This is a genomic window from Pseudomonas sp. S2_E02 (assembly GCF_054668355.1).
This window is the reverse complement of the sequence record NZ_CP162761.1, coordinates 432,614-451,349: the sequence shown is the minus strand read 5'-3', so window position 1 is coordinate 451,349 and position 18,736 is coordinate 432,614. Positions and strand designations below refer to the sequence as shown.

General features: G+C 59.1%; 14 protein-coding genes and 3 pseudogenes. 9 read left to right on the top strand and 8 right to left on the bottom strand.

All coding sequences use genetic code 11. The features are described 5' to 3' along the window. Positions 1–20: 20 nt before the first annotated feature. Positions 21–1,233, bottom strand: a pseudogene (locus AB4O01_RS01920) (helix-turn-helix domain-containing protein). A gap of 130 nt (positions 1,234–1,363) precedes the next feature. On the opposite strand from AB4O01_RS01920, the gene AB4O01_RS01915 reads away from it, so the two are divergent. The 4 genes from AB4O01_RS01915 to AB4O01_RS01900 are packed head-to-tail and all read left to right on the top strand — an operon-like array spanning position 1,364 to position 6,035. Beyond that, positions 1,364–3,607: a type VI secretion system Vgr family protein gene (locus tag AB4O01_RS01915; protein ID WP_460090505.1), complete on the top strand. Its 2,244-nt coding sequence runs from the start codon at positions 1,364–1,366 to the stop codon at positions 3,605–3,607. A 3-nt stretch (positions 3,608–3,610) separates the two neighbouring features. Continuing rightward, positions 3,611–3,919 (top strand): hypothetical protein, encoded by a 309-nt coding sequence (locus AB4O01_RS01910; RefSeq protein ID WP_460090503.1) that lies wholly within the window; start codon positions 3,611–3,613, stop codon positions 3,917–3,919. A 23-nt stretch (positions 3,920–3,942) separates the two neighbouring features. After that, the gene (locus AB4O01_RS01905; RefSeq protein WP_460090501.1) at positions 3,943–4,896 is read left to right on the top strand and encodes a VRR-NUC domain-containing protein; all 954 of its coding nucleotides are present in this window, start codon (positions 3,943–3,945) and stop codon (positions 4,894–4,896) included. Between the two features lie 14 nt (positions 4,897–4,910). Further along, entirely contained in the window at positions 4,911–6,035 is a 1,125-nt protein-coding gene (locus AB4O01_RS01900) for a DUF3396 domain-containing protein (RefSeq protein WP_099758653.1), read from the top strand. 6 nt (positions 6,036–6,041) lie between these two features. Here the strand turns inward: AB4O01_RS01900 and AB4O01_RS01895 are convergent, their stop codons facing one another. Beyond that, positions 6,042–6,488: an NUDIX hydrolase gene (locus AB4O01_RS01895; protein WP_099758652.1), complete on the bottom strand. Its 447-nt coding sequence runs from the start codon at positions 6,486–6,488 to the stop codon at positions 6,042–6,044. Positions 6,489–6,926: 438 nt separating this feature from the next. On the opposite strand from AB4O01_RS01895, the gene AB4O01_RS01890 reads away from it, so the two are divergent. After that, a complete protein-coding gene (locus AB4O01_RS01890; protein WP_460090499.1) occupies positions 6,927–7,358 on the top strand; it encodes a nuclear transport factor 2 family protein in 432 nt (143 codons plus the stop codon). 164 nt (positions 7,359–7,522) lie between these two features. On the opposite strand, the gene mqo is transcribed toward AB4O01_RS01890, so the two are convergent. Beyond that, positions 7,523–9,169 carry a malate dehydrogenase (quinone) gene (gene mqo / locus AB4O01_RS01885; protein ID WP_460090497.1) on the bottom strand — a complete coding sequence of 549 codons (1,647 nt, stop codon included), beginning with the start codon at positions 9,167–9,169 and terminating at the stop codon, positions 7,523–7,525. A gap of 523 nt (positions 9,170–9,692) precedes the next feature. Between mqo and AB4O01_RS01880 the strand changes: the two genes are divergently transcribed. Beyond that, positions 9,693–10,124: a nuclear transport factor 2 family protein gene (locus AB4O01_RS01880; protein WP_093438922.1), complete on the top strand. Its 432-nt coding sequence runs from the start codon at positions 9,693–9,695 to the stop codon at positions 10,122–10,124. A gap of 175 nt (positions 10,125–10,299) precedes the next feature. Here AB4O01_RS01880 and AB4O01_RS01875 read toward each other — a convergent pair. Together AB4O01_RS01875 and AB4O01_RS01870 are read right to left on the bottom strand one after the other, a co-directional pair. Further along, positions 10,300–10,893: pseudogene (locus AB4O01_RS01875) on the bottom strand (methyl-accepting chemotaxis protein); the annotation flags it as partial. Positions 10,894–11,205: 312 nt separating this feature from the next. After that, positions 11,206–11,931: pseudogene (locus AB4O01_RS01870) on the bottom strand (MCP four helix bundle domain-containing protein); the annotation flags it as partial. A 225-nt stretch (positions 11,932–12,156) separates the two neighbouring features. On the opposite strand from AB4O01_RS01870, the gene sodC reads away from it, so the two are divergent. The 3 genes from sodC (at position 12,157) to AB4O01_RS01855 (ending at position 13,634) form a co-directional block, all read left to right on the top strand. Then, positions 12,157–12,678, top strand: coding sequence for a superoxide dismutase [Cu-Zn] SodC (sodC, locus tag AB4O01_RS01865; protein ID WP_460090496.1), 522 nt, complete (start codon positions 12,157–12,159; stop codon positions 12,676–12,678). Positions 12,679–12,837: 159 nt separating this feature from the next. After that, positions 12,838–13,152: a DUF2388 domain-containing protein gene (locus tag AB4O01_RS01860; protein WP_093438930.1), complete on the top strand. Its 315-nt coding sequence runs from the start codon at positions 12,838–12,840 to the stop codon at positions 13,150–13,152. An 80-nt stretch (positions 13,153–13,232) separates the two neighbouring features. After that, positions 13,233–13,634, top strand: coding sequence for a hypothetical protein (locus AB4O01_RS01855; protein ID WP_175559657.1), 402 nt, complete (start codon positions 13,233–13,235; stop codon positions 13,632–13,634). On the opposite strand, the gene ligD is transcribed toward AB4O01_RS01855, so the two are convergent. From ligD to AB4O01_RS01840, 3 genes are read right to left on the bottom strand one after another with little or no spacing between them, the layout of a single operon-like run. Further along, positions 13,635–16,226, bottom strand: a complete 2,592-nt coding sequence (gene ligD / locus AB4O01_RS01850; RefSeq protein WP_460090494.1) for a DNA ligase D — start codon at positions 16,224–16,226, stop codon at positions 13,635–13,637. Positions 16,227–16,243: 17 nt separating this feature from the next. After that, positions 16,244–17,197: a methyltransferase gene (locus tag AB4O01_RS01845; RefSeq protein WP_116255375.1), complete on the bottom strand. Its 954-nt coding sequence runs from the start codon at positions 17,195–17,197 to the stop codon at positions 16,244–16,246. A gap of 11 nt (positions 17,198–17,208) precedes the next feature. Further along, on the bottom strand, positions 17,209–18,585 hold the full coding sequence (locus AB4O01_RS01840; RefSeq protein WP_460090492.1) for an iron-containing redox enzyme family protein: 1,377 nt from the start codon (positions 18,583–18,585) through the stop codon (positions 17,209–17,211). Between the last annotated feature and the right edge of the window lie 151 nt (positions 18,586–18,736).

Below are 18,736 nucleotides of genomic sequence, written 5' to 3'. Positions count from 1 at the left end.
CGTGGATGTGTGGGTCCAGCCTAGCCATTGCCCAGCGACACCGGGAGTAACAAGATCGTCGCGAAACCCGGCAGCGGCGGCGTCATCCAGCGCCGCGCCCGGCCCACGCCGAAGGCCTGCACCTTGTCCGCCTGCGCCAATGCCTCCAATGCCCGCTGCACCTGGCGCTGACTATTGCCCAAGGCCAGTGCCAACGCCGAACTCGACCAAGCCTCGCCGTCGGCAAGCAAGGCCAGCAACGCCGCGTATTTGTCTTCAACCGGCAACGTCAGCAACGCAACGTCCTCAGCCACCAGCGCAAAGCCCCTTGGTGTTGCGGCGATATTCGCCAGCGGCTTCAGTGCCGCACGCAAGCGGCCAATTTCGACCCGCAGGCGAGCACGGTGCGATTCATCCGTGAGGGGCAAACGAAAAGCCTTGGCGAACAGCGTTTCGCGCGCCACATCGTCCGGCCAGGCTTGCGCGAGTAATCGTGCGAGATTGAACAGCACCGGCCGCGTGGCCAGCGCCACCGTCATGCCGGCACCGCGCACGCTATAGCGGCAGGCATCGACGATCAGTGTCGACGAGTTGAACAAAGCTTCAACCTGCGCCAGATTCACCCGTTGCGCCTGACCGGCAACGATCAACCGCGCTGCCGGCGCAGCGAGCATGTGACAGGCGTGATCGACCTCGGCGCTCAGTGCGGCGATCCCGGCCTGTTGCGCCGCAGCCTGCGCTCGAGCCAGCGCCGCGCTGGCCTTGTGTGCCTGGACCCGACGCACGGCGATTCCGGCGGCGATCAACTCATGAGCAGTACGCAGCGCCGGCGGCAACGGCGCCGGGTCAGTTTCACCCAGCAACGTTTCGGCCTCATCCAGTTCGCCGATCAACAGCAACCGGCGAATCTGCAAATAGCGCGCGTGCGCCGCGTTCACGCCGTCACCGTGCTCCTGCAAGACCCGCCGCGCCGCCTCCAGCGCCTTCACCGGCCAGCCCAGATCCCGCGCTGCCAGCGCCACCTCGGCCTCGGCGACCACACAACGCGCCCGTGACAGCGGTTCATTGCTGCCGAACGCCTTTATCGCCCGTTGCAACAACGCCTTGGCGCGGGGCAGATCACCGAGCTGAGCCATGGCAATTGCGCGCAGGGCCAGCGCCGGCGGATCGCTCACGCAGAGCGACGTAGTTCAACGCGCCTAGCGGGTCACCAGCAGACAGCGCGCGGCCGGCGGCGTTGATCAGCGAATCCATGGCTCGTCCGTCCCTCGGTGGCTGAATCGTGAGCTGAGTCTGATCGCTGATTATGGCGCGTTTGGACGCTTGATCGGCTGTTTCAGTTGTTGCAACATCGGCACAGCTTTTCCAATGGATGGAGTCGAGCATGCTGGATGCAAACGCTAGCCACATTACCTTCACTGTCGAAGGCGCCAACGCCGACCTGCAAGTCCTCAGCTTCACCGGTAGCGAAGCCCTCAACCAACCGTTCCGTTTCGACCTCGAACTCGTCAGCGCCCGCCCCGACCTCAATCTCGAAGAGCTGCTGCACAAGCCCGGCGTCCTGACTTTCGGTCCGACCGGCGAAGGCAAGATCCACGGTCTGGTCTATCGCATCGAGCAAGGCGACTCCGGCAAAACCCTGACCCGTTACAGCCTCAGCCTGGTGCCACAACTGGCCTACCTGCGGCATAACCACGATCAGCAGATTTTCCAGCAACTGACCGTGCCGAAGATCATCGCTCAGGTGCTGGAAGATCGCGGCATTCTTGCCGACGCCTACAGCTTCCAGCTCGGCGCCGAATACCCGGAACGCGACTACTGCGTGCAGTACGACGAATCCGACCTGCATTTCATCCAGCGCCTGTGCGAAGAAGAAGGCATTCACTTCCACTTCCAGCACAGCAGCAGCGGCCACAAACTGGTGTTCGGCGACGACCAGACCGTGTTCCGCAAACTCAAAGCCGTGAGCTACCAGCAAGACTCCGGCATGGCCGCCGACAAACCGGTGATCAAACGCTTCAACCTGCGCCTGGAAACCCGCACCACCCGCGTCAGCCGCCGCGATTACGACTTCGAGAAACCGAAGATCCTCCCCGAAGGCGCGGTCAAAACCGAGTTCGCCCCGGACCTTGAGGACTACGACTACCCCGGCCGCTTCACCACCCGCGAGCGCGGCAAATTCCTTTCCACCCGCGCGCTGGAACGCCATCGCAGCGACTACAAACTCGCCGAAGGCAAAGGTGACGAACCAACCCTCACCAGCGGCCACTTCCTCACCCTCGCCGAACACCCGCGCGCCGAATGGAACGACCTGTGGCTGCTGCTGGAAGTCTTCCACGAAGGCAAACAACCGCAAGTACTCGGCGAAAACGTCACCAGCGACGTCACCGACCACAAAAGCGATTTCCACCAGGGCTACCGCAACAGCTTCCTCGCCACCCCGTGGGACGCGCACTACCGCCCTGCCCTCGAGCACCCGAAACCGAAAGTCCTCGGCAGCCAGACCGCCGTCGTCACCGGCCCGGCAGGCGAAGAAATCCACTGCGACCAATACGGCCGCATCAAAGTGCAATTCCACTGGGACCGCGACGGCCAGTCCAACGACAAAACCACCTGCTGGATGCGCGTCGCCAGCGGCTGGGCCGGCGCCGCGTACGGCGGCATCGCCATCCCGCGCATTGGCATGGAAGTCCTCGTCACCTTCCTCGAAGGCGATCCCGACCAGCCATTGGTCACCGGTTGCCTGTACCACAAGGAAAACGTCGTCCCCTACGACCTGCCGGCCAACAAGACCCGCAGCACCTTCAAGACCCTGAGTTCACCGGGCGGCAAGGGCTACAACGAATTCCGCATCGAAGACAAGAAAGGCGTCGAGCAGATCTACATCCACGCCCAGCGCGACTGGGATGAGAACATCGAGCACGATCAGAAGATTCGCGTCGGTAACGAACGGCACGACACCGTTGAAGCCAACACGCTGAGTGAGTTCAAAGTTGAAGAACACCGGATTACGCATCTGGATCGGGTTAGCGAAATGCGTGCGGATGATCACCTGACGGTGGGTGTGACGCAGCATCTGAAGGTGGGGACTGCGCAGTTTGTTGAGGCTGGGTCAGAAATCCATTACTACGCCGGCCAGAAGGTTGTGGTCGAAGGCGCAATGGAGCTCACGGCCAAGGCTGGCGGCAATTTCGTGAAAGTCGACGCTGGTGGCGTAACCATCAGCGGCGCCGAGGTGAAGGTCAACACTGGCGGCTCGCCTGGGGTGGGCAGCGGCATCGGGATTTTGGTGCCGTTGACTCCCGGCGCAGTTGACACCGATAAATTCGGCCAATTGCCTGACAGCGCGCCGCGCAGTCACAAGGCGCGCTACCTGTTGCTGGATGAGAAAACCGGTGAACCTCTGGTGGGCACCCCATATACGTTGAAGCTCGCTGATGGCACCCGAATTGCCGGTTATACCAACGAAGAAGGAAAAACCTTTCAGGCACTCAGCAGCAGCCCGGCAGAGGTCGAACTGCTGACACCTGTTCGCAAACCCGAGCCTGAAGAACCGTTGATCAGGGCCGGGGAAAGCGCACCCAAGGAAATGACCCTGGACTTCAAAAACGCCAACTCGGAGGGCTGAATCATGCCGGTCATGCAACCACCTCAAACGCCACAAGGCTGCACGAACACCAGTATCGAAGGTACGGTCAAACAAGCACCGCTGCCCAATCCTGATAACAAACCTTATCTGATGGAAAAAGCCAATTACGCATCGCGGTTTCCCAGATTAACGATAAAAAAAGCCAAAGATGGTGACTTCACCGGCATGGAGCTTAAACAGCTGGTAATGAGTGGATTGATTCGGGCAGATGAATACCGCTGGGATTTCAAATGGGATTACAAAGCTGAAGTCTGCTTCGACATGTCGTCCCTCCCCCCAAACCATTCCTGAGTTCCTCATGGCTGGGCGATGACGTGAAGCCAGATCCCACGCGACGCCATTCACTCTTTCCATTCCCTAAAGGTTCAGTCAAAGGATTATTACGGCGTCCCGACGTTATCATCGTCAAGACACGCAGCTTACGTTGGCCGGGACAAGCTGGAACGGATCATCAAGGTGTTGCGCACCCGGATAATCTGGAGAGGCTAGTGGAAGTGAAGTTTCCCGGGGACGTCCTCGGTATGGCACAGCGAGAGGCTTATCTGGATATAGCAGGTGGCCCAAACCGTTTTTCTGTACTCGAAATCAATGATTGTCGAGATGACGGCGAGCGTGAACGCGACCGCGAATACAACAGACAACATAAGCCGACTGGTGAGTTCAACCCACAGCAATGGCCTGTTTTGCTGCCCCCGGCCGGAGGCCCGGGGCAAGCCCCAAGACCCGCTCCGGTACCTGTTCCCGCGTACGGCCCAACAGCGACACCCAGACCGGCGCGGGTCGAAAGCTGGACGCAACTTCAAGAGGCCGTTGAAGGGCTCTTGGAGCAAGGTGCTCAGGGCATTCGAAGGCTATCGCAAGAAATGCAACAACACCTCGAAGACGCCGCTACGTGGCTCGGAATCAAGGGTCAATGGATTAGACGTGAGTCTCAAAAAGCCTGGGAATGGGTCAGTGAAACAGGTGCGAAGATCGTTCGCTGGACGGATGAGCAACTCAGGGCTGCGTGGAAGGAAATTCAGCATTTCACCGACCTGACCTTGGAAAAGCTCAAGGAAATCGACTGGATGCAAGTATTGATTGACGTAGGAACAGTCGTTGCCACCGTTGTGGTGGCTTTTGCTATTGGAGCGGCACTGGTTGCTGCCGGTGTGCCTGCTGCTATCGTCGCAGCAATTTTGGTTATCGTTCGACTGGCTCAGCTTTCATGGGCCGTGCTGGTCACCATTTTGGGCGGCGCTGCTATCACTGCTGCGGCGACAGCCTGATAAAAGAGAGCTTTATGAATACATTGGAAAAACTGAGCGAACAAGCTCCAGACCTGACGTTTGAGCTACCCGATAACACCCCCGTTGTACGACTCGGGTTGATCGCAACCCTCTACTTCAAGGAAGGCTACTCGCTGCAAAGCAAGCGCAATGTCATGCAGTGCTTCACCCGATTCAAGGAAGAGTTCGGCCAGCATCTGAAGGGACAGTTCGACGACCGCTACAAGAAACTGACAGATTCCGGATTCAGCAAAACCCAGGAAAAAATCCGCGAGTCAGGGCCGAACGAACAATACGAATGGCACATCAGCAGCGCCGCAACCGCGAACGAAGCTGCTGCGTACAGCCTGTCCGCACTGAACTCGTTCGAGGTGCATGGCGATCAAAAACGCTCATACCTGAAGATGACATTGCCCTGGAGTTTCCTGAAAGAGCCCGATGGCGTCGCGCGCTTTCAAGAATGGCTGGTTTACTTGTGCGATCAGGTTGAAGCCGAACATGGCTACGGCGGACTTTCGAGCATACTGCCCTACGACTTCGATCGTTACATGCCCATGGAATTTCAACTGGCGCAGCAATATGTCGGTCTGGAAGTTGACTCAATGGTGCACAACTTCAAACGAGAACTGCTTGATCACATCAAAGGTGTCAACTGGTACACCATTGTTGGCACTCGATTTACCGAGCAACTGGGAGGCAAAGACGGATTACGCCACGCCTTCAGCGGACGTGGCGACGTCGAGATGCTGGATTATCAGGGCGGAGTGATCATTCGCGCCGGCGCTTTACCCGAACTGGGCGCTATCCATGAACCTCTACCCGTCACCTATGTAGCGGTGAACCGTGTTTTGAAACAGCTTCGTAATCCAAAACCCGATCAACTGCACACTTATTCACCCTACGGTAACTGCTTCGAACAAGACAGTACCGCGCGCTGGTACGCGCGATTCGACCAAGACGATGCGCATTCGAAAACTCCAGCACGAATAGAGGCCGGTCAGCCTTGTAGCGCCGCGGGTTATTGGTTCAGCCCTGCACAGGCAAACTCCCGACGTTACTTCGACTTGGGGGAAACCATGCCTGGGTTCAGTGGCTCGAATTGGGGCGATACGCTTTGGTATTGGTCGGGGGAAGCGTGAGTGAATTCATCCGAGCAATCCGGCGCTTTTCAGCAGCTCCTGCAAGCCATTCGGCACCAAAGGCGCCTGCTCGCTGAAGCTTGAGCTGTCATGCCAGCGTGCAGTGAAGGGCGCGCCGTCGCTTTCATGGCCATCGATCTGTGCGTTGTCGTAGACGCCCTGATCGACGAACGTCGCGTCGTATACCTGGACAATTTCGTGACCCGGTTCGCCGTTGTAGACGAAGAGGCTTTCGAGTGTGCCGAGCAGACGCACGTCACTCATGGACAGGCCCAACTCCTCCTGCACTTCGCGCACGATTGCTTCGGCGCTGGTCTCGCCAAATTCAATACCGCCGCCAATAGGCCGAAAGCAGGTTTGCTGGCTGCCCGGGTCGCGAAATTCGTTAACCAGAATTTTGCCGTTGTGATGAAAAACGCAAAGTGCGAGCGCGCGAATGCGGTGTTCGGCCATGACTGAAGTCCATTTACAGGTGTGGGGGCGCGGCATTTAAACATGCTTTGCGCGACACACCCGTGGACGTCACTGGAAAAGGGTCGCTTCAGACCGGAGAAATCGTTGCGAGCAGGCCGATCAGAATGGTCAGTGTCAGAAAGCCACCCAGAAAAAACGCCATCTTGTTCATGTTGCTCTCCTCAATGCTGAGCTTGCGGTGCACTGGGCGCTTCGGGATGAAGGACTACCGCGAGTGCCGAACCGTGGGGCTATTTTGAGCGGATGACTGAACTGGTAACAGAGGCAGATCCGGCGAAAAAATACGGATCAGATGCGCATCTGATCCGCATGGGCCATGGACTGATATTCAGATCGCGGCACAAGGATTCAATTTCGGCATGGTTGATCTAGAGTCATTGCCGTCGCGACAACAACAAGAAAAATCCTGGAGTGAACATGACCGACCTGAACCTGCAACCCAACGTCGCCGCATCGCTGGGCAAATGGCACGAAATGATCCGCACCGGCGACCTCCGCGCCTTGCCCGGCCTGCTCGACCCGCAAGCCGTGTTCCGCTCGCCGATGGCCCACACGCCTTATCCGGGCGCGCCGGTGGTATCGATGATCCTCAATACCGTTTTCGAGGTGTTTGAAGACTTCACCTATCACCGTGAGCTGGCGACTGCCGATGGCTTGAATGTGATTCTGGAGTTCAGCGCCAAGGTGGGTTCGAAGGAGCTGAAAGGCATCGATATGATTCGCTTTGATGAGGGCGGGAAGATTGTCGAGTTCGAGGTGATGGTTCGCCCGTTGAGCGGATTGCAGGCGTTGGGTGAGGAGATGGGACGGCGACTCGGCGCTTATCTGGCGTCCGCCAAAGCCCTGTAGGAGCTGCCGCAGGCTGCGATCTGTTGATCTTGATCTTTCAAAAGCAAGATCAAGATCAAAAGATCGCAGCCTCGTTTCACTCGACAGCTCCTACAAAACTATTTGCCATAAAAAAGCCCACTGACCGTCGCCGGTTCAGTGGGCTTTGTGTGTCAGGCGTTTAGTTACAGCGCCATGTCACGTGCAGCGTTTTCCTTCGGAGCTTCAGCCTTTTCAGCTGCAGGTGCGGCCGGGGCAGCAGCCTGACCGATCACTGGAGGTGTCGGCAGTTCGAGGATCTTGGCGGTGTAAGCCCACTCTGCAGCCACTTTGGCTGGATCGTTGTTCAGCTGAGTGCCGTAGCTTGGAACGATCTGGTGCAGCTTGGCTTGCCACTCTGGGGTCGCGACTTTGTCTTTGAAGACTTTCTGCAGCACGCTCAGCATGATCGGTGCAGCGGTCGACGCGCCTGGCGATGCGCCTAGCAGGCCGGCGATGGAACCGTCTTGTGCAGCAACGATTTCGGTGCCCAGTTTCAGCACGCCGCCAGCGGCTTCATCACGCTTGATGATTTGCACGCGTTGGCCGGCTTGCCACAGGCGCCAGTCTTCGGCTTTGGCGTTCGGGAAGTATTCCTTCAGCGCGTTCAGACGGTCTTCATCCGACAGCATCAGTTGGCCAGCCAGGTACTCGACCAGCGGGTATTCCTTGATGCCGACCTTGGTCATAGGCCAGATGTTGTGGGTGGTGGTGCTGGTCAGCAGATCCAGGTACGAGCCTTCTTTCAGGAACTTGGTGCTGAAGGTCGCGAATGGGCCAAACAGGATGACGCGCTTGCCGTCCAGAACACGGGTGTCCAGGTGCGGAACGGACATCGGTGGTGCGCCAACCGACGCTTTACCGTAGGCCTTGGCCAGGTGCTGTTCAGCGATGGCCGGGTTATCGGTCACCAGGAACGAACCGCCAACCGGGAAGCCAGCGTATTCCTTGGCTTCAGGAATGCCCGACTTCTGCAGCAGGTGCAGTGCACCGCCGCCAGCGCCGATGAAGACGAACTTGGCATCGGTTTCGGTTTTAGTGCCGTCTTTCAGGTTTTTGTAGCTGACGCGCCAAGTGCCATCGGCATTCTTGGTGATGTCCTGGACTTCGCTCGACAGTTTCAGATCGAAGTTAGGCTTGGTTTGCAGGTACGCAGCGAACTGGCGGGTGATTTCGCCGAAGTTCATGTCGGTACCCACCGGGCTCCAGGTGGCCGCGATTTTCTGGTTCGGGTCACGCCCTTCCATCATCAGCGGGACCCACTTCTTGATCACAGCCGGGTCTTCGGAGTACTGCATGCCGGCGAACAGCGGGCTCGCTTGCAGGGCTTCGTAGCGCTTTTTCAGGAACTTGATGTTGTCATCGCCCCACACGAAGCTCATGTGCGGCGTGGTGTTGATGAACGAGCGAGGGTTCTTCAGAACGCCTTGCTGAACCTGCCAGGCCCAGAACTGACGGGAGACCTGGAACGCTTCGTTGATCTCGACGGCTTTCGGGATCGTCACGTTGCCTTTGTCGTCTTCCGGGGTGTAGTTCAGCTCAGCGAGCGCCGAGTGACCGGTACCGGCGTTGTTCCAGCCGTTGGAGCTTTCCAGGGCGACGCCGTCGAGGCGCTCGACCATTTCCATCGACCAGCTTGGCTCCAGCTCATTGATCCACACACCGAGGGTGGTGCTCATGATGCCGCCGCCGATCAGCAGGACGTCGACTTTCTTTGCTTCGTCAGCATTGGCGGATGTCATCCCCATCGCCAAAGCCAGACCCAGCAGGGCTGTGTTCACTTTCTTAAACATCTGTTGCACCTATGATAAAACGCCTTCCGCCCGCCGCTGTTATCTGTATGCGATCCGCTTTGATGACGCTCAGGCTCGCGTCGCAGATTCCGGCACACTTCAATTTTGACGGGTGGGCACACAAGGCCGACATGCTGCATCGACCTCAGTTAATGTCCCTTCTGAACTGACTTCTTATCATTATTGGCTTCAGCTACTTGAGCGACAGGGATTCCGTCAGCCCGCCCGAAGGCAAGCAAACTGAATTAGGTCAAACCAAGTTGGCGCGAAGAATATCACGTCAGGGCAAACCCGCGCGTCTGTTCCCGACTTGAGAGTCTTTTTCCGCTCAGGGACTTATCGGCCGCCAGTCGCTGAACATGACCCTCTGATGAGTGCGTCGACGCAAACCTTCCTGCATTCAAGTGTAGTTGCCCAGACATTGAGCACTTTTGGGCAGTGCCTTGCTCAAGCATTATCTGCTACGTTGTACGACGACTGACAAATCAGTCGTCAACCCCATAACAACAAGGAAACAACCTCAATGACCAAGACCCGACTCCTGATCGGCTTTCTCTGTGCCTTCAACGGTTACGCCATGGCCGCCTCTGCCCCGGCGGAAAAAGACGTTGCCCAAGCGGTGGATCATCTGACCCAGGCGATGCTGCACAAGGACATTGCCGAACTGAACGCGCTCACCGCACCCAACCTGACTTATGGCCATTCCAGCGGCAAGATCCAGGATAAGAAGGAGTTCATCGCCGACATCGAAACCGGCAAGAGCGCGTTCAAGACCCTGGAAATGCAGCACCAGACCATCACCCTGTCCGGCGACACCGCGCTGGTCCGCCACCACTTTTCCGCACAGGCGTTGAAGGGGACCGAGGTGGTGCCGACGGAGATCGAGAACTTTCAGATCTGGCAGAAGCAGCATGGCAAGTGGTTGCTGGTGGGGCGGCAGGCGTTCAAGTTCTGATTGTGGTGAATTTATCCAGCATTAGTGTTGGCTGAATTGACCTCTTCGCGAGCAAGCTCGCTCCCACTGTGTTCGGTGGCGCAGCGAATATTGCATTTACACCACGAAACCTGTGGGAGCGAGCTTGCTCGCGAAAGCGCTAGCCCGGCCAACACAAATACGATGGATTTCACCACTACAACCGAAACCGATCCACCGACTGCGCCAACTGCCCCGCCAGACTCGACAATTCATCCGTGGTATTCGCCGTCTGCCCGATCACCCGGCTGTTGCCTTCGGACATCCCGGCAATCATTTCCACCTGATGGGCGATCTCGTTACTGGCCTGGCTTTGCTCGCCAATCGTGCGAGTGATGTCGTTGACCAGTTGCGTAGTGCTCAACGTCGCATCGAGAATTTCGCGGATGGCCCGCTCGACATCCGCCGTCACCGCCATGCCCTTGTCGACCTGCGCGACACCCGCCTCCATGCTGCTGACTGCCTCCCGGGTGCTGTGCTGAATGCGCGCGACCATCGCTGCGATTTCCTGGGTGGAAGCGCTGGTGCGCGCAGCGAGACTGCGCACTTCGTCCGCGACCACGGCAAAACCCCGACCCTGCTCGCCGGCCCGGGCCGCTTCAATGGCGGCGTTGAGCGCCAGAAGATTGGTCTGGTCGGCGATGCTCTTGATCACCTGAATGATGTTGAAAATGGCTTCGGATTCCTGATCCAGCGTGCGGATCACCTGGGCCGACTGTTGTGCTGATCGGGCGATATCGTCCATGTCGCTGACCACTTGATGAATAACTCCGCCGCCCTCTTTTGCCAAAGTTTCGGCTTGATTGGCCATGCTCAGGGCACGTTCGGCGTGGCGGGTGATTTCCTCGATGCTCGCGGTCATCTGGCTGGCGGCGGCGGCCATGGTGCCGGCGGCGACGCTTTGTTGCTGGCTGCTGTCGGCGACCTGATGGCAACCCTGACTGAGTTGTTCGCTCATGCCACTGACACCGTGAGCATTGCGCCGCACCACATCGATCATGTTGCGCAAGTCGCGCTGCATGGTCGCCAGCGTACGAATCAAGACACTGGCTTCGTCCTTGCCGGACGGCTCGGTGATCGGCTCGCTGAGGTTGCCGTGGGCGATGCTTTCGGCGATGCGACTGGCGGTCTTCAACGGCCCCATGATGCTCAGAATCACCCAGCGTCCCTGAATCAACAGCAGCACAAGACTGGCGATCAACACCACACCGAGCGCAACGTTGGCGCTGTGGATGGCTGATTCGGTTGCAGCGCTGGTCTGCCGCGTATTGGACTCGATCAACTCGCTCAACGCGGCCATTTGTTCTTCAAGCTGGCCAAACGCCGTGTTGAAGGTGCCCAGTTCCTGTTGAGCCGCATCAGGGTTGTCCAGCGCCAGCCCGACAATCCGTTCGCCCGCGTTGATGTAGGTATCGAGGCTCGGTTTGATCTGCTCCAGCGCCGTGCGCAATGCCGGATTGATCGGTAACTTGAGGTTTTCCTCGAGCACCTCACGAAAATGCCCGGCATGCTCGTTGATCGAATCGCGCACCTCGCTTGCCGTGCTGGTGCTTTTGCCCAGCCCGACCAGCATCGCCGAGTAGACATCGGCGCGCAGGGCGTCGTGCATCATGTCGGCTTCCATGTGGTTGCGCAGCGCGCTCATGCTGACCGCGTTATCGCTGACCGCCGAGGCCATCCGCTGATTGCCGACGTAACTGACCAGACTCACGATCAAGGCTGTCAGCAGACTTGTCACAATCAGCAACACTAAACGCAGTTTGATCGACACCGGATTTTCCTCACTCATCACGCCCGTAAACGCTTGTCAGCCTTCAGTTAAGCCTATTTGCGCAGGTCTGCCGCGCCAGAGCGTGTCAGCAGGTGTCGGCGTGCTCGCCAAAGGCAGCAAAACTTTCGGATTGCGCGGCAAGTCTCACTTTGCAACGCAGCGGAAACGGCCTTCATCACCGGTTAATGCCGGCAGGCTATTGAGTCCGTCGCTCTGAATATTCGTACAGCAAAGGAAACGCCTATGAAACGCGCATTGTGGTTGGGTCTGCTCGGCACCTTCGCCATCGGCACCGCACAAGCGGCGACGGAAAAAATCGCGATCAATCTGGTCAGCGCTGACGGCGCGCCGCAGGCGATCGGCTCGGTCACCATCAGTGAAACGGCGTATGGCCTGTTGTTCACGCCTGACTTGAAATCGCTGCCGGCCGGCGTGCACGGTTTCCACGTGCATGAAAACGGCAGCTGCGAGGCCGGCATGAAGGATGGCGTGAAAGGCGCCGCACTGGCTGCGGGCGGGCATTTCGATCCGCAAAAAACCGCCAAGCACCTCGGCCCTTACGCCGACGGCCATTTGGGTGACCTTCCGGCGATTTATGTGACGGCGGACGGCATCGCCAACTATCCGGTACTGGCGCCGCGCCTGAAGAAGATATCCGAGATCAAAGGTCACGCCCTGATGATCCACGCCGGCGGCGACAACCACGCCGACATGCCCAAGCCACTGGGCGGTGGCGGTGATCGCATGGCCTGCGGGGTGATCTGACTCATTCCAGCGTGAAAGCGGGCAACCCGCCATGGCGTTGCCCGCGTCTGTTTTGCAATAACGCAGACTTTGCTGCACCACGGAACTCCCGCCGCGCGCGCCCCTCTCACATTATGTAATCCTTCCCTTTTTGCTTCGCGCTTGTGGAGGAACACCGTCATGCGCAAGTTAGTGCTCGTTTCTTCTTTACTCTTATGCCTGCCGGTCGGTTCGGCGTTGGCCCGCGTTGATGCGGGTGATGTCGCCACCTCGGCGGGTGTCTCCGCGTCGCTGTACTCGACCTTCAAGGATCACAAAATGGTGATTCCGGCCCGTGACGACTTGTCTGCATTTGTCGCCAGTGGCGGGGCCATTCGTGGGGTTTATCTTGAATCGGTGCTGCAACAGGCTCGCCAGGAAAATCCTGGACTCAATGCCAGTGATGAAGATCTGGCCAACGCGATTCTGGTGCATTACGAAGGCCTGAATCAGTAGCCGTCACGGAAAACGCAGCCGATGGATGGCTGCTGAAGGCGCATAGGCAAAACTGTCCGACGGCCTCTATGATGGAGGCCATGACGACTTCTGTGCCCTTGCGCTCCCCCTGCCCGCCCGGCGCCTGCATTTGCGGGCGCGATCCGTTGCTGGAGACGCCCGGCGCGGATTTGCGCATCCTGCGGCTGACCCGAGAGGAAGAAAAACGCCTGCTCGCTCGCCTCGAAATGCTCAAAGACCTGAATGACCTCAAACATCTGCAACAGCGCATGTTCGAGCAATTGGGGATTCGCGTCGACGTCGCTCCCGGTTTCAACGAAGTGCGCACCATGCGCGGGATCGCTATTCAAATCGACGAGTTACCGGGCCTGTGCCGCAAGACACGTGCAGCGATCCCGGCCGCCATTCGCCGCGGACTGGAAAACCACCCGGAAATCGCCTTCGAATTGCTCAACGCTCACGACTTGCTACGCGACACCTGATCACTTTTTCAGCCCCAGGCGTTTGCGCATTTCGGCGGTGATGCTCTGGCGGGTTTTCTTCATGTCGGCCCACGGCTCGTCACCGACCTCAGCCAACCGCTCATGAACGTTGTGCACGTTCCACTGATTGCCGCCCTTGAGCTCGGCGACCTCTTCGCGAAACAGCGGCACCGACACCGGCAAGCCTTCGCGGGTGCGCGCGGCGTAAGCGCAGATAGTGGTGGCGCCCAGACCGTTGCGCAGGTAATCGATAAAGATCCGCCCGACGCGGTTTTTCGGCCCGGACACCGCAGAAAAGCGCTCCGGCAACAGCTTGGCGATATGACTGACGATGGCGTGGCTGAAGTCCTTGACCTCGTCCCAACCGAGTTTGCGGGTCAGCGGCACCACCAGGTGAATACCCTTGCCGCCGCTGGTTTTGAGAAACGCCTTGAGGCCCAGTTCATCAAGTACGGTCAATGTCAGTGCCGTCGCTTCGACCATGCTTTTCCATGGCAGTGCCGGATCCGGATCGAGGTCAAGAACGAAGCGATCGGGCTTGTCCAGATCGACCGTGGTCGCGTTCCAGGTGTGCAGTTCGACGGTGCTCATCTGTACCGCGCCGATCAGCGCCTCGGCATTGTTGATCAGCATCACCGGTTGCCCGGTGACGTCTTTGTCCAGCGTGGTAATGCCGGGGATCGCCAGGCGTTCGGCGTTCTTCTGGAAAAACAACTCACCGGCGATGCCGTCCGGCGCGCGCACCAATGCCACCGGACGATCCTTGAGCTGCGGCAGAATCCATCCGGCAACGCTGGTGTAATACTCGGCCAGTTGCATCTTGGTGGTGCCGCTGACCGCGTCGATCACGCGATCCGGGTGAGTGATGCGCACCTTGCCGTTGGCCAGTCCGAGCTGCGACGGCGCGGTTTCTGCGCTGCTCGCCGGGGCTTTTTTCGGCGCTTTCTTCGTGGCTGATTTCTTCGCTGCAGTCTTCACCGGTTTTGCTCGCTCCTCAGTGATGCCCTTGGCCGGTTTGTCATCGCGCAAGCCATGGAACACGGCGTGGCGCACTGAACCGTCCTTGGTCATTTCGGCGAATGCGACTTCCGCCAGCAGTTTCGGCTTGAGCCAGTGCACGCCTTTGACCTCGAAGCCGCTGGGTGGATTGACCACCGCCGCCTTCTTCACCTGCAACGGTTTGAGTTGAGCCAGAATGCTTTTCAACGTCGACTCGTTGAAACCGGTGCCGACTTTGCCGGCGTAGCGCAACTCGCCGCTGTCACGATCATGCAGCCCCAGCAGCAACGCGCCGAAAGCACTGCGCGAACCTTTCGGATCGGTGTAGCCGACGATGACGAATTCCTGGCGATGTTTGCACTTGAGCTTGATCCAGTCACTGCTGCGCCGCGATACATAGGGCGAGCCGAGGCGTTTGCCGATCAGGCCTTCCATCTGCATCTGGCAGGCGCTATTGAGCAGCGCATCCGGGGTTTCGTCGAAGGCTTCGGAGAAGCGCAACAACGGTTGCTCATGACTGCCGAGCACCGTGGCCAGCGCAGCGCGACGTTCCTCGACCGGCACTTCACGCAGGTCGACACCGTTGAGATACGGCAGATCGAACAGGTAGTAGAGAATGTTGCCGCTGCTTCCAGCTTCAAAAGCATTTTGCAGGGCCTGAAAGTCCGGTACGCCGTGTTCGTTGGCGACGATCATTTCGCCGTCGAGCCACGCCGATTCCAATCCCAGCGCGGCCAGGGCGGCGGCCTGTTGCGGCAACTTGTGCGTCCAGTCATGACCGTTGCGAGTGAACAGTTGCACCTGATCATGATCGATGCGCGCCATGATCCGGTAGCCATCGAATTTGATCTCGTAACTCCATTGCCCTTCCGGCGCGCTGTCGACCAGCGTGGCCAGTTCCGGTTTCAGTTGTGCCGGCAGTTTGGCTTTTTGCGCACCGTTGAGCTTGCCGGTCGCAGCTTTGCGTGTCTTCGCCGCGGGCTTTTTCAGCGGTTTGCTTTGCTCGGCGGCCAGTTTGGGTTTGCCCACTAACGTGCGTTCGCTCAGCACACTGTCCGGTTCGGCCACCAACACGTCGTAATCATCCTGCGGCCGCGCGGCGCTGTCCTGATGCTTGATCAAAAACCATTGTTCTTTTTTGCCCGGCATGTGCGTGCGCACCAGGTTCCAGATACCGCCGAGCTTCTCGCCTTGCAGCTCGAACTTGAGCTTGCCCTTGGCGTAGGCCTTGTGCGGATCTTCCAGCGGTATCCACACGCCACGATCCCAGACAATCACATCACCGGCGCCGTAATGTCCTTCGGGAATGTTGCCCTCGAACGTTGCGTAATCCAGCGGATGATCCTCGACATGCACCGCCAGCCGCTTGACCTTGGGGTCGAGTGACGGCCCTTTTGGCACCGCCCAGCTCTTCAGTGCGCCATCGAGTTCCAGGCGAAAGTCGTAATGCAGGTGTGAAGCGTCGTGCTTCTGGATGCAAAACTGCAAAGCATGCTCGGCAGCGGTTTTACGTCCCGAGCGCTTGACGGCAGCCGGTTCCGAGGTCGCCGAAAAATCGCGCATGCGGTTGTAGTCGTCGAGGTTCCTGTTCATCGTGCACCTGCCTTGTTTCAGCCCATTCGGGTCACGGTCAGCGCCACCACTGCGATGCGGTCGACCCGTTGATAGCCGGGGTTGAGCAGTTCTTCGCCAAAAACATCCGGGTCGAGTTCGCGGTACGTCCAGCCGAAACGTTTTTCATCGAGGCGTGGCAGCACGGTGTCGAGAAACGGATCACGACCATCGACCATCGCCACACCGGTGTAGAGCAGCAGCGAGCCACCAGGCGCCAATCGATTCAAGGCCTGCTCGACGATGCGCAGCGAAAGCCCTGCCCCCAGCGTCCCGCCACCGTGGCGATAGGCGCGTTCCGCCGGGTCGGCCATGTACGGCGGGTTGGCGACGATCAGGTCGAACTCGCCGTCGACGCCCTGCAACAGATCACTGGCGCGCACGTCGACGTTAGCGACTTCCGCCAGTGCCGCGTTGATCGCGGTCAGACGCAACGCCGCAGGGTTGATGTCCAGCGCCAGCACCTCTGCCTCGCGACGGGCCCGGCCGATCAGAATCGCACCGACGCCAGCGCCGCAGCCGATGTCCACCGCGCGATGGATCGGCGCGAAGTTCTGCTGCAGGTGGGCGTGGATCAGTTGCGCAAAACGGTAGGTGTCGGGGCCGAAAAACACCGCGTCAGCGGCCTCGGTGGGAAATGCCGAATGGACGAACAGCAAATCATCCAGGCTCGACCAGCGCACCCGACTCTTCAGCTCACCTTCGTAGTGATCAATGATCTGTGCGTCTTGCAGTTGCCGCTGTTCATCGGCTGACAACAACCCCGGCGTGAAAGGACGCGACCAGCCGAACACATCGCGCAAAGAGTCGGCCATCTGGCCCTCGTCACGCTGGTTGACCCGTTGATGGGTCAACGGCGTCGGCGTGGTGAACCGATATCCGTCTGCCAACAAGCGCCGGCCCAATTGCAGCAGCACGAGGTCGTTGGGGCAGAGTTGTTCTTCCTGATTCATCGGCGGTGTCCTTAAGGCAAGCGGGATTTAAGTTCGATAAAACGCCGGGTGGCGAGCAGCCCGGCCGGGTGTGCATGGCGGGCCGGGGCGAGCCAGGGGATCAGAATCGCCATTTGCGCCGAGGCATCCTGACCTTGCAGCGCGGTGTTGAGCGCCTGTACGTCGGGGTCCTGTTCAAGCCCTTCGATGGGCGCTGCGGTCTGACTGTGCCGCCGAACGGGTTTCGTTTTATCCGACGGCGTCCAGTCACCGGCGATCCAGTCGTGCACCAGTTGTTTTTCGTAGGCATTGAACACGCCAAACATCGCCGCACCGTCGCCTGCGATCAGTTGCCAAAAACGGCTGGCCTGCGGGTCTTCGTGGCGCTTGATCCAGCCCTTGTTCTGCAACGCTTGGAGGAAACCGGGTAATTGCTCGGGTGCAGCCAGCCACTGATTGACGGTCTGCCCTTCGAAACGGCAGTAATCAGAATGCATGTGTTGGGCGAATGGGCACTTGCGCTCGAGCATCGCCAGCAATTGCTGCTCAAGGTCGAAGCCTTCAATGATTGCGCGGCTGCCCTGCCCCAGATCGTTGAGCCGATAACCCAACGCTACCCGACGCAGAAATTCGGCGCGATCGGCCTCGAGCGGCAGCAGGTCAAGCGCCGCCTGCACGGCTTTTTGCGCATGGCCGGTGCTGGCGTTGTCGATGGTCACGTGCAGGGTGAAATAGTACGGATCGATGCCTAGCTCACTGAGTTCGTAACTGCTGATCAACAGGTGCAACGGCAGTTGCTCATAGCCGAGGTTGTAGCCGATCACCTCGGGCAAATAATCAGCACCACAGACACCGAGGGCCAGCTGTATCGCGCCTTGCAGGTAGCGTTCATCGTCGATGGCGCTGCTGTCCTGCAGATCGTGCTCGGCGAGCAATTTCTGGTAAATCACCACGTGGTTCTGCGCCGGATTGCCTTCGCCCAGCTCTTCCAGAAAGGTTCGCAGCAGGCCCTGGAAACGTGGGTCCTGCCAGCGCGGCAACAGACCATAGAGCCAAGCGCCGTCGACCAGTTTGGTCGGTGCCACCGCTTGCAGGAAATACAGCGCCTGCGCCTTGCCACGGAAGAATTTCCGAGGCCCGCCGGCCTTGCGCTGCTGCAGATAGTCGGCGTATTGCCGGGCGACATCGGCGCAATGTTCGGCCACCCAGGCGTGCCACGTTGCCGGGTCTTCAGGCAACGAATCGCTAAGTTGCGCGGCGTGTTGCAGTTGCTCCTGCAAAAACGCCTGCGCAAGGTCTTGGGAATCGTCATCGCGCAACAACGCTTCATAGACCTGCCGCATGTTCCCGGCGGCGTTCATCAGGTGCGGTTGGGCAGGCGCGGCTTGCAGAGGTGTCAGGACAGTCATGGCAAAATTCTCGGTCGGTTGGCAGGGCGCTGTTCCACACGCCTCTACAGCAGCAGAGAGGCGGCGCCTGCGAAAAATTCAATCGACGTGAAAATTGCCCGGACGGACGGCGAAGCAGCTCCTTGACGGAGCTGCGGGTGGTTATGATTTT